Raw genomic sequence first — 26,088 nt, forward strand, 5'->3', positions numbered from 1 at the left:
AGTTGCGCGTATTGATGTCGATTCAAGAGCCTAGCAGTGCCGCCGTCGAAACGCTTGTTCAGTCTGTCCGAGTAGTTTTCGTGTGCTCTTGCGATAATGGGGAGGCAGACGCTGTGCTGTCTTCCGCAGGCGCTTAAGGTCTCGGAGGTCGCCTAACGCGCGATGGGCTCGTGTGGCGATCTCTCCGAATGCCAAATCTTGCTGAGGCATGTTTACTTGCAAAGACTGCAGTGCCGCTAACATATAGCGGTAGCGTTTGCACCGGATTCGCAGCCGATGTAGTTGTTTGCGCCGGAGAGTTCGCAGCCGTTGGCCTTTTTGCCGAATTTCGGTCCTCCAATCACGCAAGATCGCTTGGCAGTAGACATCGACGGGCTCGGACCGGAGCCGCTGATCATGCTCCAGCCAGGAGCCCTTCGCCAGCCAATGATTGAGCGCCGCCATCAATTGGTCGTATCGAGCCGAGGTGAGCTCTCGCGTCAGGCTGCGATGAGCTTTGTCCTGTGCTCGCACTACAGCGCGCCGAGAACCTTTTGCCCAGCTGCGATAGCGTTTTCGCCGCGTATAATTTGCGGTAACATCGTGGTCGCGTGCATTACCAAGCGCCGAGTTCAACCAGCGCAGCTCCTTGCGGATTGGCGACCACGCCTCGTCCTTGACCATGGGAGAAAAGAAGCGAACTGCGGCACGAAGCCGTGTGAGTTCTATCCTCATGGTATGGATGGCGTCAGGATCTGCGGCAATGGCCGACCTGCGACTACGCCTGATCTGACGGACGCAGGCCGTGGCGATCTTTTGAAAAGCTGTCTGGCAGTCGCACGGCGAGGGCGCAGAGGCGTGCGCTGGCACCGGGCCATCGACGTGATCTCCAATTGAAGTTGCGGCGCCTTTCATTTCGTGGCAGTCCCAAGCGCGGTTCCTCAGGCTGTTGACAAGTTTGCTTCAGTCTCCGGTGCACGCGCTTCGCTAGCAGCAGAAGTGGGTTTGCGCTCGTCAGCGTTGACATGAATCAACAACTGGAATGCGCGCCTCGACTAACCTTGTTTTTCACGCGAGCCCGACAGAATGAGACGAACGAATGACCTCGTTCGACGAGCGCGAAAATGCATATGAAGCGGAATTTGCCCATCGCGAGGAGGTGAAGTTCAAGGCGCGAGAGCGCGCTGTCAAGTCGCTCGCGCTTTGGGCCGCACAGTGGCTCGGAAAAACAAGCCAGGACAGCGAGGCTTATGCCCGCGATCTTGGCGCTGTCGATCTTGCATCTCCAAATCCTGATATGGCGCTTGAGCACATCGCGACAGATCTAGGTCCTCGAGGAATCACCCAACAGCAGGTTCGCCGAGTGATGGACCAGTTTCCAGCTCAAGCGGAAATCTCGGTGCGCGGCTCTCGCTCCCAAGCAAGCGACCAGGAAGGGAGGACTAAAAAGCATGCTCGTGACCGAAATCATGCGTAGTTCGTTTGCAACCGTCAAGCCGACCACGCTACTCATCGACGCCGCACGCCTCTTGCTGGAGACAAATCAACGCGGGCTTCCTGTTTTGGATGATAGCGGGCATCTGGTCGGGATTGTTTCAGAGGGGGATTTGTTGCATCGCGATGAATTGGGCGTCAGTCCGCCGGCGGGAAATTGGCTAGAACCTATCTCAAAATTGAAGATCAGCGTCGATCGGCTATAAAGGAAAGATGATTCGGCTGACGGACGAGCAATGGGAGCGCATCCGGAAACACTTTCCGGAAGAGCACCTTGCCGACGGCCGGCCGGGCCGGAAGCCGATTGCGACGCGTCAAGTTCTCGAAGCCGCTCTTTGGATTTTGAACACGGGTGCGCAGTGGCACATGCTGCCGCAGTGCTATCCGAACTATAAGACCGTACATCGTCGCTTTCAGAACTGGTGTCGCAATGAAGTGTTGCGACGCGTTCTGACCGATATCGCCAACGAACTTCGCGAGAAAGGCTTGCTCGACGAAGAGGAGTGTTTCATCGACGCGACCTTTGCGATGGCCAAAGGCGGCGGTGCAGAGATCGGCCCAACGAGGCGCGGAAAAGGCTTAAAAATCATGGCGATTGTGGATCGCCACGGTTTGCCGCTTTCAGTGAGCACGCATGCCGCGAACCATCACGAAGTGCGCTTGGTACAGCTCTGCTTCGACTTCTACATGATCGAGGCCAAGCCAGAGAACCTGATCGGCGACCGCGCCTATGACAGCGATGCGCTCGACGATGAACTGCGGTCACAAGGCATCGAGATGATCGCGCCACATCGTTCAAACCGAGTGAGGTCGCTCACCCAGGACGGCCGCAGGCTCCGTCGTTATACTCGGCGTTGGCTGGTCGAACGCTTCTTCGCCTGGATACAGTGGCGGCGGCGCCTGCTGGTCCGCTGGGAGTTCTATCCGCAAAACTTCCTCGGCTTCGTCCAGCTCGCTTGCCTGCTGATCCTGTTTCGACAATTTTGAGATAGGTTCTAGAGTCCTTGCTGGGGATCGAGGAGGGCGGCCCGGCGCGAGAGAGAATGCGCGCGGTTCGTGTCGCCGCAATCATGACGCCGAATCCGGTTTTCGTGGATGAGGACGCCACGATCGATGACGCTGTTGCCGAGATGGACCGGCGTCGGGTCTCGCAGATACCAGTAGTCTGTGCCGACGAGGTGATCGGGACGATCAGCCGGTTCGAATTGATCACTGCTTTGGAGCACTGTTTGAGCCGAACCGAGGAGGGGGCGAAGGCGACATAATTAGTACGGCTGAAGGCTCTCTCCCCACACAAAGACGGTTGTGGGAATTGTGCTTTGCGAAGCCTCGGAGGAATCATCATGACTGTCCCTGTCAAGTCAGACGAGGCGCCGGCTCAGGTTTGATGAGTTCCTCCAGATTAGGCTCGCCGCAGCGCGCGAGTATCAATTGCCGGACCTGGTCGCGCAGCCGAACGATTGATTGGAAGTCGGTGCCTGCAGGCAGGACCGGGGCGCCGAACTCGATACTGATCGCGCTGCGGCGCGGAAACCACTGGTCACTACGCAAGACTGTTCGCGTTCCCTTTATGATGCCGGGCAGGATGGGAAGGTTGGATTCAGCGGCAATCTTGAACGCGCCGAGGTAAAAGCTGGACAGTCCGGCCCTGCGGGTAAACGTCCCTTCAGGAAAGAAGACAAGGAGACGCCCCGCGCGGGCAAGTGCGGCGACTGTCGTGGCGTCCGCCCAGCTTGCCGAGACGTCATAACGTTCGACAAAAGGGATCTCGAGTCGGCGTAGAATCGGTCCGGCAATCCGCTGCTGCGCCAATTCGCGCTTCGCGACGATAGCCGGTTCGCCGGGAAGCGTGGCGGCGAGGACCAGGGCATCCATATAGCTGGAGTGGTTGAACGCCAGCACAGCTCCGCGCGCCGGAATTGTTTCAATGCCGCGGATTGTAAGAGGTATCCCCATAGTGGCCAGCGAAACGCGCCCGATATGCCGAACCGCCGCCCAGCGCGCTTTAGGCGTAGGCAGAACGAGCACTGCGAGGCATCCGGCGACGAACGCGCAGCCAAGCACGATCCACCACCACGCTGCATAGAGGCTTTCACTGAGCAATCGGCCGAGCCGCCTGAGCTGTGGACCTGCGCCTCCTGCAGCAAGACGCAACAGCTGCCACCACAGCGCACGCCGGCTTGGGCCGACATGGCCACTCTCATAGAGGTCCCTGGCTGCACTGCGGCGGATCTTTCCGCTGGAGGTCTTCGGCACGGTGCGTGGTGGCGCAAGCACAATTTCGTCAGGCGGTGTGCCTGCAACATCGGTTACCACCGCATGCGCCTGGGCTTGCAGGCTAGCGCGGGCCGCCTGATCGGTCTCCCGAGTCTCGACCAGCACAACGACTCTTTCTGTGCCGGAACCGCGATCGGCGACTCCAAACACCGCTACACCGCCCCTGTGAACGCCGGGCACATTGGCAACCGCTTCCTCGATCTCCTGGGGATAGAGATGCCTTCCGGCACGTATGATGATGTCCTTGATGCGGCCGGTGACGAAGATATCGCCTCCGGCCATGTAGCCGCGGTCGCTGGTGTCGAGCCAGTCGCCGCGAAACAGTTCACGGGTCTTGATCTCGTTGCGAAAATAGCCGCGCGTGGCCGATGGACCACGGAACTCCACCCGTCCCTCTCGCCGCTCGCCAAGCTCGTAACCTGCCTCGTCAACCACCCGGATTTCATGTCCCGGAAGCGGCTGGCCGCAAGCCGGGACCTCCAGAGCCACCGTACCGTCGGGCCCTACCGGTGCAGCAATGCCGTGAATGCTGAGCTGGTCGCGGTCGACGCGATCTATCAACGGTCCGCGGCCGAGGGGCGGGAAGGCCAGGCCAACTGAGGACTCGGCCAGCCCATAGACCGGCGCCATTGCCCGCCCGGGGAAACCGTAGCGGCCGAACCGTTCGGTAAATTTGCGCAACGTCTGGATGCTGACAGGCTCGGCGCCGTTGGCGACCATGCGCAGCGAAGAAAGATCGAGTCCCTTCAGATCGTCGTCGGTGATCTTGGCAAGGCAAAGTTCGAAGCCAAAGTTGGGCGATGCCGAAAACGTTGCGCGATACCTGTGCATCGCCCAAAGCCAGTTTTGAGGGCGGATCAAAAAGCTCAACGGCGACATCACGTAGAGTCTTGCCGCATAATGCAGGCATCCGAGCCAGGCGCCGATCAGCCCCATATCGTGGTAAAGCGGCAGCCAGCTAACGAAGACATCAGCTGAACTTGCGTCCATGGTTGCCCCCATAGCCCGGATGTTGGCAAGCAGATTGGCGTGAGTCAGCACAACGCCTTTCGGGTCACCAGTGCTACCCGACGTATACTGAATCAATGCTATTGCGCTCGCATCCGTGAGCTGAGGTAACGTGACCGTCGATGCCGATACTTCGATATCGGCAACGCTGGCTACCGTTGTCAGGCTCTCCACCAGATTGCCCAACAAACCCGCCAATTGCCGCCCTTCCGGCATTGTGATGAGCATGCAGGCACCGGCATTGCGCAGTATCCCGGTTTGCCGCCGCAAGTGATCTTCGAGCTGCGAAAGCCGCATTGGCGGGTAGATCGGCACCGGGATTGCTCCAGCATAGAGAATGCCGAAGAACGCCACAAAAAATTCCACACTGGTCGGGAGCATGAGGCCGACCCGGTCTCCCTGCGAGACGTCGCGGCCGATCAGACCCATCGCCACGCGCTTGGCCCTGGCCGCAAGTTCCCCATACGTGAGGGCCCCGAGAACCGTGGCCTCGTCCCGCAACACCGTCAAATGCAAGCGATCGGCGTGTCGCGCAGCGTGCCAGTTCAGCACTTCGATCAGGGTCTGCGCCGCGCTCGCTGCCGGTACGGCCGGAAGCACGGGAGACGGCGGTACGGCCAAAGCAGCGTGCTCGAGTGCGGGACCCGCCTGTTCGAGGGAGCGGACCAGATCCTCGACTGTCTCGGCTTCTCCGATCGCCTGTGCGGGAAGGTGCACATGAAAAGCCCGCTCGATGCGCAGGATCAATTCGGTGCGGGCGAGGCTGTCGATCCCCAGATCGCGTTCGATGCGGCTGGAGGGCTCGATCTCGATCAAGCGGCTGCGCTGGGGATGGAGCTCGCGGACGAGATCGCGCACCAGCGCGGTCAGGTTGCGGCGCAGCTCGTCATTGCCCGATGCAGCATCCATAGAATCTACTTAGATCGCGCCACTTAGATGGCATTGACTAAGGTCAACACGGGTGAAAGCCGGCTGGCGAAGGCTCTGACCTAGGTCAAGAAACCAGACCATTTGGAGCGATACTTTCCAATCATCCCGATCGTCATGGCTTTGGCCAAGCCTGGGTCGTCATCATGAATGCCGACACGCCACTTCGCCCGCAACATCTCCCTTCGAACCACGGTGACTTGCCATGACCGATAGATCAGGGATGGTGCGACTCTTCCTGTGCGGAGATGTTATGTGCGGACGCGGCATCGACCAGGTGCTGGCGCACCCCTGCAGCCCTGAGATTTACGAGGACCATATGCGATCGGCGGAGGATTACGTTCTGCTTGCCGAGCAGGCGAACGGACCGATTCCGCGATGCAATGGCCCGTCTTACATCTGGGGTGCTGCACTGGACGAATTCGAGCGCATGCAGCCGGATGCGCGCATCGTCAATCTCGAAACGGCGGTGACCCGCAGCAACGATTACGTGCAAAAGGGTATCAACTACCGCATGAGTCCCGAAAATGCTGAATGTCTTGACGCCGCCAGGATCAACTGCTGCACATTGGCCAACAACCATGTGCTCGATTGGGGCCGTGCCGGTCTGCTCGAGACACTAAAGACTCTGCAAAAACTCGATATCAAAGTAGCCGGTGCGGGGCGCAATGTTGAGGAGGCCTGTGCACCGGCCGTCCTCAACCTTTCGAAGGCGCGGCTCCTGGTCTTCTCTTTTGGCTCGCCTTCGAGCGGCGTTCCGGTTGATTGGGCAGCGACGAGCGATGCTCCAGGTATCAATCTGCTGCCTGACCTGTCCGAGCCGAGCACCGAGCGCGTCGTTGACCAGATCGCGGCACTCAGGAAGCCGAGCGATCTGGTCGTCGTTTCGATCCACTGGGGATCCAATTGGGGATATCATGTCCGGGATCAGCAGCAGATGTTTGCGCGGACGCTTATCGACAAGGCCGACGTTTCGATCGTTCACGGGCATTCGTCGCATCACCCGAGACCAATCGAGGTCTATCGTGATCGTCTCATCCTCTATGGCTGCGGTGACTTCCTGAACGACTACGAGGGAATCCGCGGTTACGAGCGCTACCGTGACGATTTGACCCTAATGTATTTCGCGGACTTCGATCTTGCCAACGGAGACTTTCACGCGCTCAGGCTGATTCCCCTGCAGATCAAGAAATTTCGTTTATCTGTTCCGGAACGGCGAGATATCGAATGGATCGCACAGACTCTCGATCGGGAATGTCAGAGGTTTGGGACAAGGCTTGCGATTGATTCCGAGGCGCAGCTCGTGGTCACCGGACCAGGGAAAGACAGCTGACTGTTCCGGCCGCGAACGATCGGGCAGCAAAGCTTGCGAGGAGACCTTTAGCAGGTCACATGAAAGAGCCCGATCTTCTTTCCACCCGATCGGTTGAACGCTCCGATTGCCTCGGCTGTCGGTTCAAGCAGGACCTTGCAGCTATGCTTCTTGAAATAGGCTTCGGCTTCCGGCGACAGATGCACATTGCCCATTTGGCCGGAGCCGATGATGATCTGCTCACAGCCCTTCTTCGTCTTTTGAGAGTGTGTGCGAGGTACCATAAAGCTTCCTCGATAGCTTCTTCTTGCGTTTCACGATTTCACCTGAAAGCCGAATGACCACGTCGTGGTCATATGTCCTTCCGTCAATGGTTATCTCGCCGAACCGGGTGCCATCAATCGTCATGGCCATATCCTCCACGTACTAGCTAGTCGTGCAAATTTGCGTAGAGACGTCCAAGCCTATCCCTATCCTTGATTGAATACGTTGTATCGTTGTGCACACGCCACTCGATTTGCAGTTGGCTCGGTCGTGATAATGAGGCGTAAGGGAAAGTATTGAGTGCCTGATCAGGAACAAGTGGCGACAGGGTGCAAGACGGCAAAGCTGGCAATCGGGCGGTGCGGTGCACAATTGACCCCATGTATGGGGTGAGCGCCGCGACATGTCATGTTCGAAGCGCGGGGCAGAACGGAAGCCAACCGCCGAAGCAACCGGCGTTGTTGGCCCGACACGATCTTCTGATGGCAAAGTTCGTCGCGAGTTTATCCTCGCCGCAACGTTCAACTGCTGGTATCTTGTTGCCTTTCGGGGATTGGCGCCATGCACCGATTTCAAACGCGCTCAAACATAGATCATTATCTCGGTGTCCTCTACAACCATGATCTCAGTCCTCACGATCGTAGCGTTGTCACGATGTTGCTCGTGGCCGAGGGTGAAAAGCTCAGTATCGATCTTGGGGATTTAGAATTTGCCGAGCTCAGAGCTGCAAGTGGTCGCGAAAGGCTGACGCGCTCAAAGCAGTCCCGCGATGTTAGTGTCTTCGGCGCTCCGGAACGTGAGCAAGCGGACCGGACGCTTGTGAACGTCGAGAATACGCAAACTCAGCTTGAACACATCTGCGACCGATTGCGCGCTGGGATCGCGTCATCTCGTAAATAGCACTGTCGTTCATAGTGGGACACGCGCTGCCGCCAAGCGAGAGACGCGCGGTAATTGTTCGCGGTCGCTTGCTCTGGAGGAGATCATTTCTCGCAGAGACTCGCTGATTTTTCGTGTCCGAAATTGCTGACGCTTGACATTGACCCACATCAAAGTAGCTGTTGCTCAGATATGTGCGAATACCTTCAGTTGCGGAGCGGATTGAGACCGTCTCAATCCCGATTTGGAGTGCGCGACTAGGAAGGCTGTTGAGGCCCTCGGCCCTTACTAGCAGCTTGACCGAAGGGGCCGCCGCAGTTGGCGGCCTCTTTCATTGGGTCGGGTGCCCTCTGTCCCTAAACAGAGGTCGCCAACTGGGTAAGACCGAAGGTAACCGGAAACTGTTGAACCCAAGTGCAGCTCCGCAACAATACGTAGGCCAGTTCTTTTTTGATGCGGCCGTCACAGTGGTGAATTAGCGTATTTGCATCATCGGCCCACCCGGCAACTTGTCCGATGACTGTGAGCGGAAGACTCGCGCCTCAAGTCAGCGTGAGCCCCCATGCCCAAAAACTCCCCCCGCCCGATCTGCGCGAAATGCGGCAAGCCAATGCACTTCGTGATCGTTAAGACAGGCGGCCGCAAGTTTCGCTGCGTCAAGTGTGACGACATCGACCCAATGCAGGTCCCAGACTTTCAAGCTTGGGCCAAAAGCGAATTGCGTCCCCCGAAAAACGACGTCAAGGCCTGAGTTGGGGCCTCGTGAATTATCGCCTGTTGGCCATCGCGACGGCGTGTCCGCCATTCATCTGCGGGGCAAGCCCAGCACCGTGGAGCCGTACCGCGCTCAAGCAATGGAGCGGGCGCAAGATCGCCGATGGTTCGCCTCACAGGGGTCTCTGATGCGCTCGCCGTCGACATCCGGTGCGGCTGAGGAAGCCCCTTGGTGCCGATTTGAGCTCGGTCGTGGTGGAGCATTCAGGTCTCGCTCGGAAGGTGACGCGCCTGCGACTCAAATTCTAGAATTTGTCCCGGAAGCTGGTTGCAACGCACCGATCTTGCATTTAGGGAACGACGATGACTGCACAGGGTGCGAGGCTCACAAGCTTCTGGGAGACACTGCCAAGCAACAGCCCGGCCAATTGGCCGCGACCGCGCCGGCCTACCACTATCATCTCGACCGAGCCGCCCCTGGCAATATCGATCAATGATCGGGTGATGTCACCCCAGCCCACCTGTAGTTCGATCTGGGATGCGCCAAGATCGCGCGCGCGCGCCTCGGCCGTCTTCAGCATCTGAGTTGTCATTGCTTCCAGCACGTCGCCCGTGCTTCCCTCGGCTCGCACCATCTGCTGCGCTTGCTCGAATGCCAGGCTATCCGCAACTGTGACAATTAGCAGGTTGGCCGACAAAGCTTTGGCGATCTCCGCCGCCACGTCAACCGCGCGATCTGCTCCACTGGATCCGTCCGTGGCCACCATGATACGCCGCATCTCTGGCCTCCCATGAGAGGGTTGAAAGTCCTCGGCTGTAGGAGAGGCACTCTATTCAGCAGGTTGCGCGGTCAGTTGAGATGAATCAATCAGTTATCTGAACCAAATGTAATACTCACGTGCAGCGCAATGCTCGTGTATCTATATGAAGATTGTACTCGCATCCGCGGCGTGTGCGCAAAGGATGCTCGCATAAGAGATCGTCTGTTGTGCGAGCCACCCCGAGAGCAGAGCAGAAAGACACTTCTGCCGTCCGCGATCGATGAGTTGCGTCCTACGTCTTCGCGCTAGCCGGTCTGAAGCTTGCCGCAACGGAACCCGCCTTGGCGAACGCATTCTTCATATCATCAGACGTCATGGCGAGCGTCGTTTTCAGGTCCGTTACGCCACCGCCGGCGGCGGCGACAATGACGGATATCGCCACGCCCTCATATGGACCTTCACAAACGATCAAGAATTCATATTCGCCGAAGGTCATGTAGTAGGCGAGAAGCTTGCCGCCTGATTTCGCGAACAATTGACCCGCCGTCTCAGATCGATCCTCCGGCTTTCCCTTGATAGCGTCTGGCGCAAAGCGACCCTGCGTGATGAATAATGTATCCTCCGATAGCCCCAAAACGATCATGTCTAAGATATTTCAAGGTGCTTTGAGCGAGATCAATTCCTGTTGACGTGTCGGCGCGAGTTTATGCGCTCCATTGCTACCAACCAATGAAGAAATGCATAGGCACATTGAGGTGGGTCAAAGGCCCGAAGCCAGCCCTACTTCACATTTTCATCGAAGAATGACTTCCTCGAAGGAAACCAAACAATGGCCATACGCAAGCAGGGGAGGGTCTCGAGGGGTAGCAGCAGGCCCTCAAATTGGACGGGACAGACAGGGCCTTCCATTGCCAATGGGACGACAGCCCGAGTTCGAACAGTCAGCAAACCACCCCTTATCGAACCATTCCACGTTGCAGTCGATCGGCAGCTGAAGTCCGGACACGAAACGTACGACGCCGCCGAGAAAGCGGCGCGCGGAATCAAAAAGCGTTATCCGAAACTTCAGGTGACCGTGTTTGATGCCAAAGAACAGCGACATACGCTTATTGAGCAGCACAGGGGCTCTGTCATGCGATGAAGCATTGATCGCCAGGACCCGCGCGACGATTGCCGGCTGCGCGACAGTGCGATTTTGCGCACCCGAGCCTCAAGAACTTGGCCCGCCAACGCCTTGTCATCCGCAGTAAGGAAGCCACAATGTCCTATGCAATAATGCTGACATACGTCAATGCCGACCACGTTTTGAAGCCGCTTGTCAGCGTCGCGGCCGGGCTGGCGGATAAATTCGCGGCAAGGCGGATCCGTTGTCGGCACTTGCGGTCATCCCTCCGTTTGTGGCCGAAGGTGTGGTCATCGTCGACAATGCGACCGAAGTTGACATTGCACTTAAGCAAAGCTGGGTGAGGCGGGTGACAAATTTCGTGTCGCCGCTGGAACCGGCCGCCAGAACGAGGAAGACGATGAAGCACGGCCAGCCACCTTCCAAGCAACCTCAGGACGAGCGACCTGAGAAGGCTATCCCGAAGGAGATCAATCAGTGCAAGTCGGTGCGCTGGATTCAGGATGCACTAGAAGACGATGAGGTCCGGGACGTCTTACGGAGGCCTGTCGACTATGTTCGCCTGGGCGACCGGAATGGGCACGCAGGGGATGCCGATGAAGCCACGGCTATTTGATCGCCCAGTCGGTGTCTTGTCCGCGCGGTCCGCGAACCCGGTCCTGGTAAAGTATAGACAAGTGGCAGCGCGTTTCGTGGCTCAGGCTCTCAGCCTCGGCATCGGATTGCTCCTGGGCTTGCCGGTGGACATCGAGGCCGCCGACCTCGGCAAGGCAGCTAAACAAGGCAAGATGGTCCTTCAAGAGAAATGCGGCCGCTGCCACGCGATGGAAGCCGTTGGCGAAAGCCCGCTCAAGGAAGCTCCGCCGATGCGCGATATCTACGCTCGGTTCAATCCACGTGAGTTGCAAGCAGAGCTCTCGGAAGGCATGGTTTCCAGGCACAGGGAAATGCCACAGATCGAATTTTCCGATGAAGACGTCCACGCGATCCTTGCCTACCTTTACGCTCTCGCGGTCATGAAATGAGATCGGGGCATGCTCACAGGGGACCGAGACGGTGTCGCAAGTTCGCGACACGCCGACAGATAGCATCTCATCCCCTTTCGATCGGTCACGTCGGGTAAGCGAGAGGGCTTAAGAGATGCACAAGCGCCGATCCGTGATGCTGGTCGTTTTGGACGGCTGGGGTTGGCGAGACGAGGTCGCTGACAATGCCGTTCGTCAGGCGCGAACTCCCAATTTCGACCTTCTATGGGGTAGCTGCCCGCATGCCCTCCTGCGAACGTCGGGCCGGGATGTCGGGCTGCCGCAAGGGCAAATGGGTAATTCTGAGGTCGGGCATCTCAACATTGGCGCCGGGCGCGTCGTGATGCAGGACCTGCCGCGCATCAGCGCGGCGATTGCCGACGGCGAGATCAAACATGCGGCCGCGCTCATCGGCCTGATCGACCGGCTGCGGCAGACCGGCGGCACCTGTCACCTCCTGGGCTTGATCTCCGCAGGGGGCGTGCACTCGCATCAGGATCACGCAGTAGCGCTTGCGAAGATACTCACCGAGGCCGGTGTGTCTGCAGTCTTGCATCTGATTACCGACGGCCGTGACACCCCGCCGCGGTCCGCAATTGGGGATATTTCGCACCTGAGCGCGGCGCTGCCGCCCTCCGTCCCGAGCGTGACGGTTTCTGGGCGATACTATGCCATGGATCGCGACCATCGCTGGGAGCGCGTAGTCAAAGCCTATGACGCGATCGTGAAAGCGGAAGGGCCACGCTTTCCCGATCCTCTCGCGGTGATCACCGCTGCTTATGCGAACGATACCGGCGATGAGTTCGTGTTGCCTGCGGTCGTCGGCGACTATCGTGGCATGCGGGACGGAGACGGCGTGCTTTGCTTCAACTTTCGCGCCGACCGCGTGCGCGAGATTCTTTCAGCTTTCCTCGATTCCAGGTTCTCAAGTTTCCCGCGCGGGCAAACCGTGCAGCTCGCCGCCGCAGTTGGCATGACGCAATATAGTGAGGAACTGGATGCGTTCATGCAGACAATCTTTCCGCCCCAGAGCCTTCCAAACGTCTTGGGTCAGGTGGTGGCCGACGCGGGCCGCACGCAGTTGCGTATGGCTGAGACTGAGAAGTATGCACACGTCACCTACTTCTTTAACGGCGGTAGAGAGGTCCAGTATCCGGGCGAGGACCGTATCATGGTTCCGTCTCCTAAAGTTGACACCTATGATCTGCAACCGGAAATGTCTGCTGCCGAACTAACTGACAAGGCAGTGGATGCGATTGGCTCCGGCAGGTACGACCTGATCGTGCTGAATTATGCCAACCCCGACATGGTCGGTCACACCGGCAACCTGCCGGCAGCGATCAAGGCTGTCGAGACTGTCGATACGGGATTGGGCCGCCTCGCAGAAGCAATACGAAAGGCCGGCGGCGTTTTGCTTGTCACCGCTGACCATGGCAATTGCGAGCTGATGAGGGACCCGGAAACTGGTGGTCCCCACACCTCCCACACGACAAATCCCGTGCCAGTCCTGCTGGCCGGCGCTGGCGATACGTCGCTAGCGCAAGGACGGCTTGCGGATGTCGCGCCTACGTTGCTGGAATTGATGGGCTTGCCGAAGCCGGTGGAGATGAGCGGGACTTCGCTTCTGCAGCCGGCTTGAGGGGCCTCTCCTCCGGGAAACCACTTAAGCAAATGACCGAAATTTCGAGAGCCGACCTCCTCTGCTACTCATTCGGTTAGCAACAGGAGGAGGCAGTGATGATCGTGATTTCGCTGGCTTTGGCGAGTGTCGGTCTTTTCGGCGCTCATGTTTGGGACCTCTATCAAGACGTAAGACCGGTCGTGGTGCGGGTAGCCGGCAGACGCTTTTCGACGACGAATAAAGACCGACGGCGGTGAGCCATAGCATCGGGGCAAGCTGTAACGAGATGCTCGTCCCATCGATTGAAATCTTCATGCAGGAAATTGTACCGCTCCAATTTCGACAATCTGTAGACGAGGCTTGGGCGGCAAACCTTGAGCAGCAGGTGTGTGCGCGGAAAGATGCACGCTTGAAGCGGCGCCACTGACACTGGAGTGCTTGTCGTTCGCCGCTCGAGGAAAGGCACCCACCCGCAGCAAACGTGATCCAACCCTGACCACCACGCCAGTTCGCATGGCGTGATTTGGATTTGATGGTCCCCGGTGAGGCGCGATGTTCAAGTCCATCCTGGTGCCAATCGATCTCGCCGACACAGATCATCTGGCGAAGCCTGCAATTTCTGTTGCGGCAACGCTCGTTAATACCTGGAAGAGCACGGTGCGCCTGCTCTATGTGCTGCCGATGACGTCGGCGACGCTTGCCGAATATGTGCCGACCGATTTCGACGCCCAGCAGCGCCAGACTTCCGAAGAAGCCCTCGCTATCGTGGCGCGTGAATCCGGCATCGAGCCGTCGCGGATTTCGATTGTTGTACGGCAGGGCGGCATTTACCACGAAATTCTTGAGGAAGCCGCAGCCATCCGCGCCGACCTGATCGCGATGACGTCGCATCGACCCGCGATGCGTACCTATCTCCTTGGCTCTAACGCGAGCCATGTGGTGCGCTACGCTAAATGCTCGGTGTTGGTGGTGCGGCACTGAAGTCTAGGTTCAGCTGGACCGGCTTCGCAATGAGGTAGCAGGTGGGCCTCTCGACAACTAATCGTATGTGCGCGGCCGCTCGTTTGACCCATCAGGACGTTCGGTGCCGTAGAGCACGAGAAACGGAAGTCCGAGGCTGCGTTGCAGGCCGGCTGGAAGTTCGAGCGAACTCTCTGGCACGTTGGAGATGCCTTCCTTTGGGCCCGCAAAACACCTCGGATTTCATATCCAGCTGCGGTGATCCGAACTTGATCTGTGTCAACCGCATTCTGCGAGGCTGGTGCGAGGTTACATCATCGAGTGGAGAAGGTTGATGTCCATCGCCACAGTGATGGTTTACGTTGATCCCACCCAGCAAGCAGAGGGCCAGGTGCGCGTGGCGCGTGGCGTGGCAAACAAGTTCGGAGCATCCCTCGTCGGGGTCTCCGCCCTTGAGGTTGAGCCGACCTTTGTTGCGGAAGGCGTCGTCATCCAACAAACGACCGCAGCCGATCTGGAGCGGATGAAGTCCATTCTGGTTGACAAGGAACAGTGGTTTCGGAGCATCGTTGGCCTTCAGCAGGAGAGAGTCGAGTGGCGCTGGACAGTCCAGTACCCGACCGTGTTTCTGGCGGAAGAGGCAAGGTCGGCGGACCTAGTGGTCGTGAAGCGTGACCAAGACGGGATGGACCCATACCATCATGTTGATCCCGCCGAGGCGATGCTTCAAATGGGGCGTCCGACACTCTTTGTTCCGGAACATGTCTCGGAGCTGCGGGCCGACCACGTCGTCGTTGGCTGGAAGGATACCCGAGAAGCTCGCATCGCAGTTCGGGATGCGCTTCCGTTCCTCACCGAGGCTGCAGAAGTAACGATCATCGAAATCTGCACGTCGGATGAGCAGGATGCGGCCCACCGGAGACTTCGCGATGTCGCCAAATATTTGCAGGCCCACGGAGTGAAATGCCGAACCGAGGTTCGCGTTCAAATGGCGGAGACTCACGCACATCAGCTTATCCGGCTAGCAAGCGATGGGGGGGCGGATCTGATCGTAACTGGAGGGTACGGCCACAGCCGTTTAGGCGAATGGATGTTCGGAGGTATGACGCGTGGTCTCCTTACCGAAGCGCCATTCTGCCTACTGATGTCACATTGAATCCGCGCCGGCGGCCGATGGACGGCGAAGTTCGTTTCATGGTGCCCGGGGTACGAATCTGAAGTATGTACGGGCATCACGGCGCCGGCCGAGAAAAGTACCTCTCCTAAAAGCTAACAGAGCAGCAGCGGCAGCTGAGACCAGGCCAGGCGTAGCGATACCAAATGGCTGGCCCGCGCAAGGTCCATATTGTGTTAGCAGTTGTAGGAACACATTGGCGACCAGAGTAGCCACCAGCCAGCCAAGGCTACGGGAAGATGCACTAGCTGAGAAATTCGCGCAGCGGAAAGTGTAGGCCGACCGCTGGCTGGCCACGAGTTCAGCTTGATCTCTGTCAACGCGGCGCCGAGCGGCCGTGGAATCCTTCACGACTGAAACAGACGAGGTTATTCGGCAGAGTTCGAAGAAATAAGAGACAATGTCGATAACGGAGACATTTTCGACATCCATCAGCGAGGCAGGTAGCGCTGAGTTGCACTGATCTTACGTTATTGCTTAAATAGGAGGAGACGAACTTGGCGACAGGTGTTGTGAAGTGGTTCAATGCGACAAAGGGATTTGGATTCATTCAGCCGGACGACGGCGGCCAAGATGTTTTTGTCCACATAAGCGCAGTCGAGCGCGCCGGGCTCTCAGACTTGCGTGAGGGGCAGAAAATTTCTTATGAAGTCAAAGTCGATGCGAAGCGTGGTAAGAGCAGCGCGGAAAATCTGCGCGCCTGATCTTCGGCTCCAAGCTTCAGTTGGGCGCTTACCTCGGAACGGACCCAGTACGTTCACCCGCTGGGACCGTTTGATTTTTGCCATTCTAGCTCCTGGACGCGTTTTTGCGTCGCTATTCAAATAAATCTTTGTCAGGTGCTCTACCGAGGCCGTATAGGGCACATCGGGCGTCCGGACGCCTGACTGCCGGAGGCTTGCTCCCTCGGCGTCGGCAATTCGAAGCAGGAAAGACTTCGAAACGAAATGTCAGGCAGCACGTTGCCATTCTCCCCGTTGGTCTGAGCCCCTCGCTTCATCCAGCAATGGGAGGAGTCCTGCTTGAATATGAGCCCATGGGGCTCGGTGAAGCAACGGGGTGGGGCGCGGAGCCCTCGGCATAGCGCAGCGTCCCGCCCCGTTGCGGCCGGGGAGCGTTGCGTTTGGCGTATTCAGTCGGAGTGAGATTGCCCAAGGCGCTGTGCGGTCTGGCGTTGTTGTAGTCATCTTTCCAGGCCGCCAGCACGGCTCAAGCCTGTGCGAGCGAAGTGAACAGTGTCTCATTGAGAAGTTCGTCGCGCAGGCGCGCGTTGAAACTCTCGATGAAGGCATTCTGAGTCGGTTTGCGGGGCGCGATGTAGTGCCAGTCGATCTGCCTTTCCTGGCTGAAAGCGCAGCACGGCCATGCCGGTCAGCTCGGTGCCGTTGTCGGACAGGCACAACGCCGGCCGGCCACGCCAGGCGATGATGACATCGAGCTCACGTACGACCCGCAGGCCCGGCAGCGAGGTATCGGCGACGAGCGCCAGGCATTTCGCGGGTGAAGTCGTCGACCACAGCCAGAATGCGGAACCGTCGGCGAACGCATCCGACAGGAAGTCGAGGCTCCAGCGCTGGTTGGCGCCTTGCGGGATTGCCAGCGGCGCCCTGGTGCCGAGTGCCCGTTTGCGTCCGCCACGCCGGCGGACTTGCAGTCGTTCTTCGCGATAGAGACGTCGGAACTTCTTGTGGTTCATGACCAGCCCCTCGCGCCGCATCAGCATCAGACCGGCAACGTCCGGAGCCGCAGCGCGTTGCCCACCACGCTGACCGAAGAGAGCGCCATCGCGGCTGCCGCGACGATCGGCCTCGCATTCGCCTTATGTGATCGAGCAGTTTGAGCTCCAGGACATCGTGATCCTTTCCCGTCAGCCGAACGGCGTGCTGGAAGGCGCGCCCATCGACCTGGGGGACTTCAAGACGAAGAGTTTCAAGACCGAACGCCGGCAATTCGCCGAGGCGATCCTTGGCCGTGGCGTGCTGGTCGTGGAGGGGGCTTCGGAGGTTGCGCTATTCCCGGAGGCTTCAACGATCCTGGAACGGTCTTTGGGCGCCGATGTTTACATGCACCTCGATTTCGCGGGCATACTCGCCGATGAGATTTGCAAAAACCGTGCGCTTGCGACGTGCAAGGCAGATGCTCCTGGAAGGGAATCCGAAAACTTCCGTTTCCCAAATCGCTTTCAAATGCGGTTTCGGCAATCTGGGCCATTTCGCCGGTGATTTCCGGCAAATGTTCGGGGAGCTTCCCTCCGAAGTGTTCGCGCGAGCACAGCGAGCGAGGTAGAGTCCGAACGCATGTAATCAAGATGGGGCGGCGTTTCGCGCCGCCGCTCAGCATCTCTGCCGAGTCGAAATTCGAGTTGTAACTGCGCGCCGGGGCCGTCCCCGACCGCACGGCTGGCTCAATCTCGGTATTCCGCATGGGGGCAAAACTCGGTGTACGTCTCGGCCGACGTAAGCAACCTCTCAGAAGCAAACTCCGCCCGGAGGGGCCGCGCGGCGAGGTTCTGTGCGGACAGGGAAAGGTGACTCCCATCTAGCCGCGAAGGTTATTGTTGCTTTTGGATTGTCGTGAGTGTCCCACGCGGAGTTGCGGGGACGTCTCTGGCTTCTTCTTCGGCTAGGAGCGTTCGGATGAGGGCCCGCTTGTCCTCATTCTTCTCCTCCTCAAGTCGCCGGTATAGGCGGATATGCGGCTGCCTCGTTGCGGTGGTACGAAGCGCAAGCCGTCGTCGGACATCTTCGACGTAGCGCGCCACTTCGCAGAAATGCCATCATCTATCGTCGCTCTGGCTCAGCGAAGGGCTTTGCTGAGCAACACTATTCCGAGCAGGATGATCAATATCGGTGCCAACGGCCAGGGAAACTGCAGAAGCATCCACACGCCTCCTGCGAGAAAAGCTACGCCGCAGGCAATCCAGAACAGGTCAACCTTATTGTCCATGCTCCAGTGGAAAAACTGCGCCGCTAGAGTGAGGACGCCGACGCCCACAAGAAACCAGTCCCACGGCACCCCCATTAGCATGGCGATGCCTACCCAAATGAAGAACGCGGCCCACGCGACAGAGTCGATTCTCCGCGCAGTTTCGCTCGCAGAGCCTTCGCTGAAGGCTGGTTGGATGCTGTTCATCACACGTGCACCGGACAGAGGTTGGAGAGACCAGCGTAAGCACCAGTGATCAAAATGAACGGCGCAAAAACAAAGAGCCACTCGGCCAATTCGGTACTGCAAACAATATTCGATCACGCAGAACGTCACTGGCTGTGTTGATCTGGATCAACTCAAGCCTCGCTCCTCCTGACATCCGGTTCGGGTCAACAACGGGCATCGCGGCGCTGTCTTACCTTGGGCCGCTCTCAGTCCTAAAGCCGACATCACGGCGTTTGAGGTGGTGGGCAGCAAAGGGCCATGAGCCGACATCGCTCCAATCAAGCGGCGGTACTTGTCAGGCTCCTTAGCGGCCGTAGGGGAAGCAGCGGTTGCGATCGAGTGTGAGACCGAAATGCGCTCCCAGCGCAGCGATGGCCGCTTCCTGCTGAGGATAAGGATCGGCATTGGATGCGGCAACGATGATGATCCGGAACCCGCCGCGATCCTTGCCACCCGGTGGCAGCATCGCTGTAGTCAGTGCATTGCCGTCCCTGTCGCGCAACGTGAGGAAAAGCGGCATCTCTCGCTGTACATGGGCCTCGAGGCCGATGTCGCGCTCGATCGCGTTGGGCCGCTCCGGACGCCAGGACTGGACTGCCTTCTCCCGCTCGCGGCAGAAATATTTCTCGACTGTGTGGCTCATCAGGCGCGACTCATGCGCCGCTTCACCTTCCGTCTCGATACGGAACCAGGTCTTACCCTTCGGCGCGTCGCAAACGTACTGCATTTCGCCCGTCCTGCGATCGCCGCAATTCTAGGGCGGCCGGCCTGCAAAGCCAATATGAGACTAGCTCCCGTGTATAGCGCTGCACGACCAGAGGGGCTAAGAGTTCTTGATTGGACGTTGAAGTTCTAGTGAGCCCAAACCATAGTAGGCCGAACCGGAACAATCCACTTCAAGGAGCGTACCGATGCATGACGTAAGGGAAAAGCAACGCGAAGCCCGCCGGAAGATCATTCGCCAATGGGCGAAGCTTCCGAAGGATAAACGGCAGTCTATGGAGGGGATTTCTGAATTCGCCAGGACCGCCGCTCAGCAGAACGAGAAAGCATTCGTCCGCAGTCGTCGCGATCCGCATGAGAAGATCATGGGATGGCTATTGCCGCGTGCTCACCTCTGAACGACTGAGTCCTCTGCACATCCTTCGAAGGCGACACCGAAATTTCGGCAAAGTCATCGAATGTCCTGCCGTGTCCGAACCCCCGGCAGGGCCGCTACAAAGCGACGAGATAACTGTGAAGCCGAAAGCAACCATCATCGTCGCAGCGCTGCTAGCTGCAACGGCTGCACATGCCGAGACGATCGATCTGAAATGCTGGGCGCGGGGCCTTACGGGTAGCGAGCGCAACTCGGTCTACATAACGGGGAACAGGTCACCGTTAATCTGGACGAGGGGACGATGCACTCTCGGACATTCGGAAGCAATTTGGCCGTCCACGTCACGGATACGCACTTGTTCTTTGAGACGGCGCTTACGCTCGGCAACATTTGGCAACATCTGTTCGACCCGACCGCTGTCTGGCAAGGTTTCATCAACCGCGTCGACGGCACGCTTAAGGCGCATAAACGCGACGGTACTGTCATCAGCGGGCACTGCCAGCTGGTCGGCTGAACCTGCCCGTGTCGCAGATGGGTCAATCTCGCCATTCTTGCAGTTGGCCAGCCACGTCCGATCTACCCTCAACTTCAGACATACCGCTGCACCACGACAACGGAAGCGACGGGCCACCTGCGGAAGTTGCATCGTTTCGAGCTAGAATTCGGTCGGGGCCGATGCCGAGCATCCGCAATTCGCTGTTCACCGTCCCGAGAGAGGTAATCTCAAACGAAAAGTCGCACCGCCGTCAATTTTGTTCTCCGCCCCGATGCGCCCGTTATGAGCTTCAACAATTGTGCGGGCAATGGCCAAACCCATTCCCATGCCGTGAGGCTTTGTCGAAAAAAAACGGGTTGAATATCTCCTTGAGTTGGTCAGGGTCGATGCCTGCACCGACATCTGACACTGAAACCTCGCCAAAATTGCCGTCACGCGCCGTCGAGATTGTTACCTTTCGATCCGCGCGAGGAACGTTTTCCATTGCGTCAGCTGCGTTTACGATTAGGTTTACGAGGATCTGCTGAATTTGGACTTGATCGCCCTTGAACGGCAACAGCTCGGAACAATTCACGCTATTAAGATCACATTTCCTCATAGCTGCGTATGGAGAAAGCATTTGGACCGTATCGCGTACAATGTCGTTCAAGTCAGCACTGGTGACTTTGGACGGCGCCTTCTTGAGCAAGTTGCGCAGGCGCAGGATTACTTCAGACGCCCGCTTGTTATCGCGGTGTATGTCATCGACGACTTCGCTGATATCTCTTAGGTCTGGCGCTGGTGATTTGAGCATCAGTTGCAGCGTCTCGGCGTTGGTTAGAATAGCCCCAAGCGGCTGATTAATTCCGTGCGCTATCGACGCAGTAAGTTCGCCGGCCGTCGAATAGCGGTTAAGATGAGCAAGTTCTGCTGAACGACGGCTCGCCTCAATTTGAAAATACTGACGGCGGCGGCGCTCCAACAGTAGAGCCCAAATCGTTGCGCTCTGAAACAGTATGATCGCGCAGACGAGTGCGATTTGCCCACGATATCGCTCCCACGAGGTCCGATCACGAAAGTAAATCTCGCTTCCTGGAGGCAAGCGGTCTTCAGCAATCCGCCAGCGCTGCATCTCACGCCAGTCAAATCGTGGCGTCGAAAACTCCAGGGGAGGGATCCTGATATCGCCAGCCCTGTCACCTCTGAGGATGCGAATCACAGCGGCGGCTGTGGCGAGGCTCGTATCATGCACTGCGTTGAAGGGGCCGCCAACAGCGCCTTGTCCGATGAGTGGTTCAGTGTAACCAAAAATGGGTGCATTCGAGATCGCATGAAGTCTCCTGAAAGCTTCATCGCCTTCGTGCACAACTCCTTGCGCATCGACATTCATTCCCTCCCACAAGATTGCGGAGTGTGGTGCGAGACGAGCAGCCTCTTTCAGTATGTCTTCGAATGACAGATTGTCCCAGAATGTTAGTTCGACGCGGTCAGCTAAGGGCGTCGCTTCCTTACGAATTGCGTCCGACCAGAAGCGCTCGTTGGGAGACGTGCCGTTCACGATTGCGACGTTTTTGGTGTCAGGCAGCACCCTCAGGATGTTCTCCAAAAGGGCCTTGTAGTTTATCCGAATAGGTACGACAGCGTCGTTCTGCGTAAGTGTGACGTATTGGACGCGACGTTGCTCGAGGGTGGTAAGCACCATCGGGGTAGAAGTGAATAGCCGGTCGCGGTATTGCTGCACAAAGTTCGCCGCTGGCGCGCCGATGCTTACAATCACGTCGGGAGGTTTTTCGGCAAATAGAGCGGTGAGGTAGTCAACGAACGGAATGTCCGGATTACTATTATTGTGGCGAGCTGAAATGAGGGAATGGTCCGTAATATCAAGAAGCCAAGGCGATTGCCTTTTCAGCTCTTCCCGAATGCCTTGATAATAGTCGCTCCAAGGCCTCATCTCGGTGCCGAACGAATGCAGCAACATGACTTGTTTATTATCGCTCGCCGAAACGACCGCTTCAGGCGATACAGCGAGGAGAAAAACAACAAGTCCCAAAGCGCCTGAAATACGATTCATGAACGCAAGCCGAATGCGCGGTATAGCCGGTATCGTCGGCAAAGCTCGCAGATGTTGACTCGGTTACAAGATCCACTCGAACGCACGGCCCGGCCGGGAGACGTCCGCTAATGGGATGGTCCGGCCGTGCTCCTGCCCCGCCAGCGATAAGCTGGCCAGGGGCGCCAAGACAAGGAGCACGCCATGTCCCAGACACCCAGTACCGCGATCGCCGTGATCGGCATCGATATCGGCAAAAACTCGTTCCACGTCGTGGGCCACGATACGCGCGGCACCGTCGTGCTGCGGCAAAAGTGGTCGCGTGGCCAGGTCGAGGCGCGGCTCGCCAATATGCCGCCTTGCCTGATCGGCATGGAAGCCTGCGTCGGCGCACATCATTTGAGCCGCAAACTCGCATCGTTAGGTCACGATGCCAGGTTGATGCCGGCCAAATATGTCCGCCCTTATAGCAAAGGACCGAAGAACGACTTCAATGACGCCGAAGCGATTGCCGAAGCCGTGCAGCGCCCGACGATGAAGTTCGTGGCGACCAAGACCGCGGAGCAACTGGATCTGCAGGCGCTGCATCGGGTGCGCGAGCGGCTGGTGTCGCAACGCACCGGCATCATCAACCAGATTCGCGCCTTCATGCTGGAACGCGGGATCGCGGTGCGCCAGGGTATCGGCTTCCTGCGCACAGAACTGCCCACCATCCTTGCGACGCGCACCGATGCCCTGTCGCCACGCATGTTGTGTGTCATCGAGGAGTTGGCAGGCGACTGGCGTCGGCTGGATCAGCGCATCGATAGGCTCTCCGGCGAGATCGAAGCACTGGCCCGTCAAGATCAGGCATGTTCGCGCCTGATGACGGTGCCTGGCATCGGGCCGATCATTTCGAGCGCCATGGTGGCCGCGATCGGCACTGGAGACGTCTTCTCCAAAGGCCGTGACTTCGGCGCCTGGCTCGGGCTGGTGCCCAAGCAGATCTCGACGGGAGACCGCACGATCCTCGGCAAAATCTCAAGGCGCGGCAATCGCTACCTCCGCGTTCTGTTCGTCCAGGCGGCATGGGTGGTGCTGGTCAGGATCAAGAACTGGGAACGTTACGGACTCAGATCCTGGATCGAAGCCGCCAAGAAGCGATTGCACCACAACGTGCTGGCGATCGCACTCGCCAACAAGCTTGCCCGCATCGCCTGGGCGGTGCTGGCTAAAGGACGCGCCTTCGAGCTGACAAGGACCAACGATGCAGGCGTCCGACCCGCTTGATCGTCGCGCCGTGCTCGGCGCGGTCAAGGCGCGGCCTGGCAACGCCGGAGCCAGCCGCAAGCCAAGCGCAACGGCCGGCCTTGACCGCCCGTGCGCGCGACGCGACGCACGTCCTGCGGGCCGGGACGAAGGAACGGCCCCTGGCTCGAACACAGGAACTGCGAGGTAGGAGGAGCAAGCGATGACGTAACCCCATCAACAGGTTCCAGCCGAGGTCTGCGAGAGGATGAGACGAGATGGAGGTTCGGTCTTCCCGGCGCATGCGAACACTGGTGACCCAAATGGCCCAATCGAGGCCTGTCCGCTAATGAGAACGCACGCGCGCTGATATCCATGATGGCCCGGAGAAAATGCTCCAACCAAAGGCCGGATACATTGATGCAAGACCACACCACCTGATCGACGAACCTCTTGCTACGCACGGCCGGTCAATCGGGCCGGTTTTACCTTCCGCCAGCCACGTCCGTCTCCCCCGAACAACGAGCATCGTTAGACGGGCTCGGCTCGTCCCTTTTGTGGCTTCCGTCCTCTGCGAACAGGCGAATTGCTGATGATAAAAACGTAAACGGATACGAACCTGGCTTGCCGTGTGCCGCGCCAAGGTCGTGCCCCGCAAAAAGTGCCTTACCGCCGCACCCCTACGCGATTGACGCCACCATTTAAATTGCCACCGGCGTTATGACGGACCGCAGCGCGCGCCACCGGACGAGGCCTGAGCACGACGCCTGCCCGGGCAACGCAGCCGCTCGGATATTCAACGTACTGGCAGTACACGACCGCCTTGGCTGGGGCTGGATTGAGAGTGAGACCTGCAAGCCCTAACAAGGCGCTGGCAGCAATCCCGGTAACAGTCGCTGACTTGATCGAAAGACGCCTCCGCATGGCGGACCTCCTCTTCGCGCTTGCGTCACTGAAGGTGACGGAAGCCGCCTCATCAGGTGCGGCTAAAAATAGCGTGAGCGCCAAGGGATCGCTGACGTTGACCTAGATCAAAGGATGGTTTGCCATCATGCGGCTGCAGCCGGCGACGTCCGCCGTCAGAACTACCGCTAGACGCTTTCCAATCAAAGCACGACAAACCACGGGCTAGGCAGCTGCAATGTCCGTTGCGGGTCATTCGCGTCGGTCGGGCGCCCGGCCAACCGCGTCCGGTCTATCCCGATAACCGGACAACACAAAAGCGGGTCCGGACTTCGCATTCGGGCCACAACCGGACATGAACCCGATGCCCGCGTGATATCCTCGGCTCTCGCTCACGTCCCTTGACCGAGGACGCAAGGACTAATGAGCAAGCCAGTGCGATGGATAGTTACTCAGTGCCCGTCAAAACTGGCGCGAGGCGTATTTGTATCATCAAGTTGGTGAAGTTCGCCGAAGCGCTTCGCGCGTGAAACAGATGCCATGCGCGAGCTATTGCAGGGCGCAACAATGGCGGCGAGATCACGACCGCGTAGGTACATCATTTTTGGGGTCAACCCGCCGTGCCGTGCAATCCAGGCGCGCACAGCAGCTGGATAGGTCTGCATCAGGTCCTGTGTCCCGGATGCGCTGACGACACGTTTGCCGGAGCTATCGAACATCCATGCCGCATGGAAACCAAGCACCGCGTCAGGGGTGACGCAGATTCGGTCGCTCGGCACCAATCCGAGCACCATCGTGCAGGCGGAAACGCATGTGCCGGCAATGACGACGGACTCGCCGGAGTCGCGAACCTGCTGGAAGCGCGTCGTGTAGTCCCGCATCTTTCCGCCGATGTCGGCGCTGATAATTACGGTCGCGGAAGCCGATGTAACGCTTAGTGCCGTCGATACAACGACAGCAATCAGGCACGCTCGCATGTCCATTTCCCCGGCAGCATCGGATCAATCCTACGGCACGCATCGCAAATCGCGTGCCACCAGCCGAGGTGACCAGCTAAAGAGCTGATTTAAATAAGTTTTCTTGAAATGGGTGACGCGGCTTACCCTTGTGTAACGGGAAAGCAATTTCGCTGAAGCCTAAAAACGCGGCAGTCTCACGCCGCTTTGATGAAGATCAATGCAACAAGAGCTGTAACCTACCAGAGGCACTTTCGAGTAAAAGCGGGAGAAAAATCATGGCTACCAAATACATCCTTGCCGTCGCACTCATAACGCCATTCCTGACTGTGTCCGCCATGGCACAGCAATACCAAGGCGGCCCGAAATCGTCTGTTCCGCCCCCGACGCAGCAAATGAGCAGCGGAGGCGATATCTACGCGCAGGGAGTCGATATCTACGCGCCTAGAGTTAAAGCCAACAAGCCCCACGCCTATCGCGGTGGCCCGAAGACTGTCGTTCCGCATGGTCGTTGAGAGAACGTCGCTTCGGATTATTTGCGTCGATTTGATCGTGCGCCAATTCCTCTAAGCGGACAGCTGCGTCTCCGCACGCCTTCCACGTGTCACGATGAACAACATGATGGATTATATGTCGTTCGCAATGATGGGCGGGATGGCAATCGGCTGGGTTCTTCTCCTTGTTTTTCTGGTGCTCGGGATCGCTGC

Annotated in this window: 28 protein-coding genes and 1 pseudogene; 17 read left to right on the forward strand and 12 right to left on the reverse strand. The window is 58.4% G+C overall.

Going from position 1 to position 26,088, the window contains the following annotated elements; translation table 11 throughout:
- Positions 1-30: 30 nt before the first annotated feature.
- Positions 31-894, reverse strand: coding sequence for a CHAD domain-containing protein (locus ACVWW6_RS28430; protein ID WP_369525334.1), 864 nt, complete (start codon positions 892-894; stop codon positions 31-33).
- A gap of 184 nt (positions 895-1,078) precedes the next feature.
- Between ACVWW6_RS28430 and ACVWW6_RS28435 the strand changes: the two genes are divergently transcribed.
- Genes ACVWW6_RS28435 through ACVWW6_RS28450 form a run of 4 tightly spaced genes read left to right on the forward strand, consistent with a single transcriptional unit; the run spans position 1,079 to position 2,738 of the window.
- The gene (locus ACVWW6_RS28435) at positions 1,079-1,456 is read left to right on the forward strand and encodes a DUF1476 domain-containing protein (RefSeq protein WP_304553559.1); all 378 of its coding nucleotides are present in this window, start codon (positions 1,079-1,081) and stop codon (positions 1,454-1,456) included.
- Positions 1,431-1,679 carry a CBS domain-containing protein gene (locus ACVWW6_RS28440; RefSeq protein WP_456681756.1) on the forward strand — a complete coding sequence of 83 codons (249 nt, stop codon included), beginning with the start codon at positions 1,431-1,433 and terminating at the stop codon, positions 1,677-1,679. Before ACVWW6_RS28435 ends, ACVWW6_RS28440 begins: the two co-directional genes overlap by 26 nt.
- A gap of 7 nt (positions 1,680-1,686) precedes the next feature.
- On the forward strand, positions 1,687-2,460 hold the full coding sequence (locus ACVWW6_RS28445) for an IS5 family transposase (protein WP_161533254.1): 774 nt from the start codon (positions 1,687-1,689) through the stop codon (positions 2,458-2,460).
- Positions 2,461-2,516: 56 nt separating this feature from the next.
- Positions 2,517-2,738, forward strand: a complete 222-nt coding sequence (locus ACVWW6_RS28450; RefSeq protein ID WP_456681757.1) for a CBS domain-containing protein — start codon at positions 2,517-2,519, stop codon at positions 2,736-2,738.
- A 91-nt stretch (positions 2,739-2,829) separates the two neighbouring features.
- On the opposite strand, the gene ACVWW6_RS28455 is transcribed toward ACVWW6_RS28450, so the two are convergent.
- Positions 2,830-5,667, reverse strand: a complete 2,838-nt coding sequence (locus ACVWW6_RS28455; RefSeq protein ID WP_456681758.1) for an AMP-binding protein — start codon at positions 5,665-5,667, stop codon at positions 2,830-2,832.
- 223 nt (positions 5,668-5,890) lie between these two features.
- On the opposite strand from ACVWW6_RS28455, the gene ACVWW6_RS28460 reads away from it, so the two are divergent.
- Positions 5,891-7,018, forward strand: coding sequence for a CapA family protein (locus ACVWW6_RS28460; RefSeq protein WP_304553556.1), 1,128 nt, complete (start codon positions 5,891-5,893; stop codon positions 7,016-7,018).
- A 219-nt stretch (positions 7,019-7,237) separates the two neighbouring features.
- Here ACVWW6_RS28460 and ACVWW6_RS28465 read toward each other — a convergent pair whose 3' ends face one another.
- Positions 7,238-7,405 carry a hypothetical protein gene (locus ACVWW6_RS28465; RefSeq protein WP_456681759.1) on the reverse strand — a complete coding sequence of 56 codons (168 nt, stop codon included), beginning with the start codon at positions 7,403-7,405 and terminating at the stop codon, positions 7,238-7,240.
- Positions 7,406-7,822: 417 nt separating this feature from the next.
- On the opposite strand from ACVWW6_RS28465, the gene ACVWW6_RS28470 reads away from it, so the two are divergent.
- Positions 7,823-8,161: a hypothetical protein gene (locus ACVWW6_RS28470; RefSeq protein ID WP_304553554.1), complete on the forward strand. Its 339-nt coding sequence runs from the start codon at positions 7,823-7,825 to the stop codon at positions 8,159-8,161.
- A 1,043-nt stretch (positions 8,162-9,204) separates the two neighbouring features.
- Here ACVWW6_RS28470 and ACVWW6_RS28475 read toward each other — a convergent pair.
- Positions 9,205-9,633, reverse strand: a complete 429-nt coding sequence (locus tag ACVWW6_RS28475) for a universal stress protein (RefSeq protein WP_456681760.1) — start codon at positions 9,631-9,633, stop codon at positions 9,205-9,207.
- Positions 9,634-9,907: 274 nt separating this feature from the next.
- A complete protein-coding gene (locus ACVWW6_RS28480) occupies positions 9,908-10,258 on the reverse strand; it encodes a GYD domain-containing protein (RefSeq protein WP_456681761.1) in 351 nt (116 codons plus the stop codon).
- 724 nt (positions 10,259-10,982) lie between these two features.
- On the opposite strand from ACVWW6_RS28480, the gene ACVWW6_RS28485 reads away from it, so the two are divergent.
- The 6 genes from ACVWW6_RS28485 to ACVWW6_RS28510 all read left to right on the forward strand — a co-directional run bounded on the left by ACVWW6_RS28485 (position 10,983) and on the right by ACVWW6_RS28510 (position 16,222).
- Positions 10,983-11,354, forward strand: a complete 372-nt coding sequence (locus ACVWW6_RS28485) for a hypothetical protein (RefSeq protein WP_304553550.1) — start codon at positions 10,983-10,985, stop codon at positions 11,352-11,354.
- 76 nt (positions 11,355-11,430) lie between these two features.
- On the forward strand, positions 11,431-11,763 hold the full coding sequence (locus tag ACVWW6_RS28490) for a c-type cytochrome (RefSeq protein WP_456681762.1): 333 nt from the start codon (positions 11,431-11,433) through the stop codon (positions 11,761-11,763).
- A 115-nt stretch (positions 11,764-11,878) separates the two neighbouring features.
- Positions 11,879-13,402, forward strand: a complete 1,524-nt coding sequence (gene gpmI / locus ACVWW6_RS28495) for a 2,3-bisphosphoglycerate-independent phosphoglycerate mutase (protein WP_304553548.1) — start codon at positions 11,879-11,881, stop codon at positions 13,400-13,402.
- Between the two features lie 534 nt (positions 13,403-13,936).
- A complete protein-coding gene (locus ACVWW6_RS28500) occupies positions 13,937-14,365 on the forward strand; it encodes a universal stress protein (protein WP_456681763.1) in 429 nt (142 codons plus the stop codon).
- 313 nt (positions 14,366-14,678) lie between these two features.
- Positions 14,679-15,500: a universal stress protein gene (locus ACVWW6_RS28505; RefSeq protein WP_456681764.1), complete on the forward strand. Its 822-nt coding sequence runs from the start codon at positions 14,679-14,681 to the stop codon at positions 15,498-15,500.
- Positions 15,501-16,015: 515 nt separating this feature from the next.
- Positions 16,016-16,222 carry a cold-shock protein gene (locus ACVWW6_RS28510; protein WP_304553547.1) on the forward strand — a complete coding sequence of 69 codons (207 nt, stop codon included), beginning with the start codon at positions 16,016-16,018 and terminating at the stop codon, positions 16,220-16,222.
- Positions 16,223-16,514: 292 nt separating this feature from the next.
- On the opposite strand, the pseudogene ACVWW6_RS28515 reads toward ACVWW6_RS28510, so the two are convergent.
- A pseudogene (locus ACVWW6_RS28515) lies at positions 16,515-17,241 on the reverse strand (IS3 family transposase); the annotation flags it as partial.
- A 413-nt stretch (positions 17,242-17,654) separates the two neighbouring features.
- Between ACVWW6_RS28515 and ACVWW6_RS28520 the strand changes: the two are divergent.
- Entirely contained in the window at positions 17,655-17,804 is a 150-nt protein-coding gene (locus ACVWW6_RS28520; RefSeq protein WP_236842252.1) for a helix-turn-helix domain-containing protein, read from the forward strand.
- A 510-nt stretch (positions 17,805-18,314) separates the two neighbouring features.
- Here the strand turns inward: ACVWW6_RS28520 and ACVWW6_RS28525 are convergent.
- Both ACVWW6_RS28525 and ACVWW6_RS28530 read right to left on the reverse strand, forming a co-directional pair.
- Entirely contained in the window at positions 18,315-18,650 is a 336-nt protein-coding gene (locus ACVWW6_RS28525) for a hypothetical protein (protein ID WP_028175781.1), read from the reverse strand.
- A 325-nt stretch (positions 18,651-18,975) separates the two neighbouring features.
- Positions 18,976-19,398: a hypothetical protein gene (locus ACVWW6_RS28530; RefSeq protein ID WP_304553545.1), complete on the reverse strand. Its 423-nt coding sequence runs from the start codon at positions 19,396-19,398 to the stop codon at positions 18,976-18,978.
- A gap of 184 nt (positions 19,399-19,582) precedes the next feature.
- Here ACVWW6_RS28530 and ACVWW6_RS28535 point away from each other — a divergent pair, with 184 nt between their 5' ends.
- Positions 19,583-19,792: a hypothetical protein gene (locus ACVWW6_RS28535; RefSeq protein ID WP_011087399.1), complete on the forward strand. Its 210-nt coding sequence runs from the start codon at positions 19,583-19,585 to the stop codon at positions 19,790-19,792.
- Positions 19,793-20,125: 333 nt separating this feature from the next.
- Positions 20,126-20,284 (forward strand): hypothetical protein, encoded by a 159-nt coding sequence (locus ACVWW6_RS28540; RefSeq protein ID WP_157839484.1) that lies wholly within the window; start codon positions 20,126-20,128, stop codon positions 20,282-20,284.
- Between the two features lie 186 nt (positions 20,285-20,470).
- Here ACVWW6_RS28540 and ACVWW6_RS28545 read toward each other — a convergent pair whose 3' ends face one another.
- Positions 20,471-20,593 (reverse strand): ATP-binding protein, encoded by a 123-nt coding sequence (locus tag ACVWW6_RS28545; RefSeq protein ID WP_342714476.1) that lies wholly within the window; start codon positions 20,591-20,593, stop codon positions 20,471-20,473.
- Positions 20,556-22,316: a sensor histidine kinase gene (locus tag ACVWW6_RS28550; RefSeq protein WP_304553543.1), complete on the reverse strand. Its 1,761-nt coding sequence runs from the start codon at positions 22,314-22,316 to the stop codon at positions 20,556-20,558. Before ACVWW6_RS28550 ends, ACVWW6_RS28545 begins: the two co-directional genes overlap by 38 nt.
- Positions 22,317-22,499: 183 nt before the next feature.
- On the opposite strand from ACVWW6_RS28550, the gene ACVWW6_RS28555 reads away from it, so the two are divergent.
- Positions 22,500-23,564: an IS110-like element ISBj4 family transposase gene (locus tag ACVWW6_RS28555; RefSeq protein WP_011087397.1), complete on the forward strand. Its 1,065-nt coding sequence runs from the start codon at positions 22,500-22,502 to the stop codon at positions 23,562-23,564.
- Between the two features lie 624 nt (positions 23,565-24,188).
- Here ACVWW6_RS28555 and ACVWW6_RS28560 read toward each other — a convergent pair.
- Positions 24,189-24,446, reverse strand: a complete 258-nt coding sequence (locus tag ACVWW6_RS28560; RefSeq protein ID WP_082901090.1) for a hypothetical protein — start codon at positions 24,444-24,446, stop codon at positions 24,189-24,191.
- Positions 24,447-24,877: 431 nt separating this feature from the next.
- Positions 24,878-25,402, reverse strand: a complete 525-nt coding sequence (locus ACVWW6_RS28565) for a hypothetical protein (protein WP_162494101.1) — start codon at positions 25,400-25,402, stop codon at positions 24,878-24,880.
- Positions 25,403-25,659: 257 nt separating this feature from the next.
- On the opposite strand from ACVWW6_RS28565, the gene ACVWW6_RS28570 reads away from it, so the two are divergent.
- Positions 25,660-25,896, forward strand: a complete 237-nt coding sequence (locus ACVWW6_RS28570; protein WP_456681765.1) for a hypothetical protein — start codon at positions 25,660-25,662, stop codon at positions 25,894-25,896.
- Positions 25,897-26,088: the final 192 nt, after the last annotated feature.

The sequence above is a fragment of the Bradyrhizobium sp. USDA 3311 genome (assembly GCF_054062495.1).

What these genes read in the sequence shown, in the direction of transcription:
- ACVWW6_RS28465 (WP_456681759.1), bottom strand. Translation starts at nt 7,405, where the DNA reads ATGACGATTGATGGCACCCGGTTCGGCGAGATAACCATTGACGGAAGG.
- ACVWW6_RS28535 (WP_011087399.1), top strand. Translation starts at nt 19,583, where the DNA reads ATGCATGACGTAAGGGAAAAGCAACGCGAAGCCCGCCGGAAGATCATT.
- ACVWW6_RS28555 (WP_011087397.1), top strand. Translation starts at nt 22,500, where the DNA reads ATGTCCCAGACACCCAGTACCGCGATCGCCGTGATCGGCATCGATATC.
- ACVWW6_RS28440 (WP_456681756.1), top strand. Translation starts at nt 1,431, where the DNA reads ATGCTCGTGACCGAAATCATGCGTAGTTCGTTTGCAACCGTCAAGCCG.
- ACVWW6_RS28430 (WP_369525334.1), bottom strand. Translation starts at nt 894, where the DNA reads ATGAAAGGCGCCGCAACTTCAATTGGAGATCACGTCGATGGCCCGGTG.
- ACVWW6_RS28565 (WP_162494101.1), bottom strand. Translation starts at nt 25,402, where the DNA reads ATGCGAGCGTGCCTGATTGCTGTCGTTGTATCGACGGCACTAAGCGTT.
- ACVWW6_RS28445 (WP_161533254.1), top strand. Translation starts at nt 1,687, where the DNA reads ATGATTCGGCTGACGGACGAGCAATGGGAGCGCATCCGGAAACACTTT.
- ACVWW6_RS28545 (WP_342714476.1), bottom strand. Translation starts at nt 20,593, where the DNA reads ATGGGAATGGGTTTGGCCATTGCCCGCACAATTGTTGAAGCTCATAAC.
- ACVWW6_RS28520 (WP_236842252.1), top strand. Translation starts at nt 17,655, where the DNA reads ATGCTCCTGGAAGGGAATCCGAAAACTTCCGTTTCCCAAATCGCTTTC.
- ACVWW6_RS28480 (WP_456681761.1), bottom strand. Translation starts at nt 10,258, where the DNA reads ATGATCGTTTTGGGGCTATCGGAGGATACATTATTCATCACGCAGGGT.
- ACVWW6_RS28500 (WP_456681763.1), top strand. Translation starts at nt 13,937, where the DNA reads ATGTTCAAGTCCATCCTGGTGCCAATCGATCTCGCCGACACAGATCAT.
- ACVWW6_RS28570 (WP_456681765.1), top strand. Translation starts at nt 25,660, where the DNA reads ATGGCTACCAAATACATCCTTGCCGTCGCACTCATAACGCCATTCCTG.
- gpmI (WP_304553548.1), top strand. Translation starts at nt 11,879, where the DNA reads ATGCACAAGCGCCGATCCGTGATGCTGGTCGTTTTGGACGGCTGGGGT.
- ACVWW6_RS28530 (WP_304553545.1), bottom strand. Translation starts at nt 19,398, where the DNA reads ATGCAGTACGTTTGCGACGCGCCGAAGGGTAAGACCTGGTTCCGTATC.
- ACVWW6_RS28475 (WP_456681760.1), bottom strand. Translation starts at nt 9,633, where the DNA reads ATGCGGCGTATCATGGTGGCCACGGACGGATCCAGTGGAGCAGATCGC.
- ACVWW6_RS28460 (WP_304553556.1), top strand. Translation starts at nt 5,891, where the DNA reads ATGACCGATAGATCAGGGATGGTGCGACTCTTCCTGTGCGGAGATGTT.
- ACVWW6_RS28550 (WP_304553543.1), bottom strand. Translation starts at nt 22,316, where the DNA reads ATGAATCGTATTTCAGGCGCTTTGGGACTTGTTGTTTTTCTCCTCGCT.
- ACVWW6_RS28505 (WP_456681764.1), top strand. Translation starts at nt 14,679, where the DNA reads ATGTCCATCGCCACAGTGATGGTTTACGTTGATCCCACCCAGCAAGCA.
- ACVWW6_RS28470 (WP_304553554.1), top strand. Translation starts at nt 7,823, where the DNA reads ATGCACCGATTTCAAACGCGCTCAAACATAGATCATTATCTCGGTGTC.
- ACVWW6_RS28525 (WP_028175781.1), bottom strand. Translation starts at nt 18,650, where the DNA reads ATGAACAGCATCCAACCAGCCTTCAGCGAAGGCTCTGCGAGCGAAACT.
- ACVWW6_RS28435 (WP_304553559.1), top strand. Translation starts at nt 1,079, where the DNA reads ATGACCTCGTTCGACGAGCGCGAAAATGCATATGAAGCGGAATTTGCC.
- ACVWW6_RS28560 (WP_082901090.1), bottom strand. Translation starts at nt 24,446, where the DNA reads ATGCGGAGGCGTCTTTCGATCAAGTCAGCGACTGTTACCGGGATTGCT.
- ACVWW6_RS28455 (WP_456681758.1), bottom strand. Translation starts at nt 5,667, where the DNA reads ATGGATGCTGCATCGGGCAATGACGAGCTGCGCCGCAACCTGACCGCG.
- ACVWW6_RS28450 (WP_456681757.1), top strand. Translation starts at nt 2,517, where the DNA reads ATGCGCGCGGTTCGTGTCGCCGCAATCATGACGCCGAATCCGGTTTTC.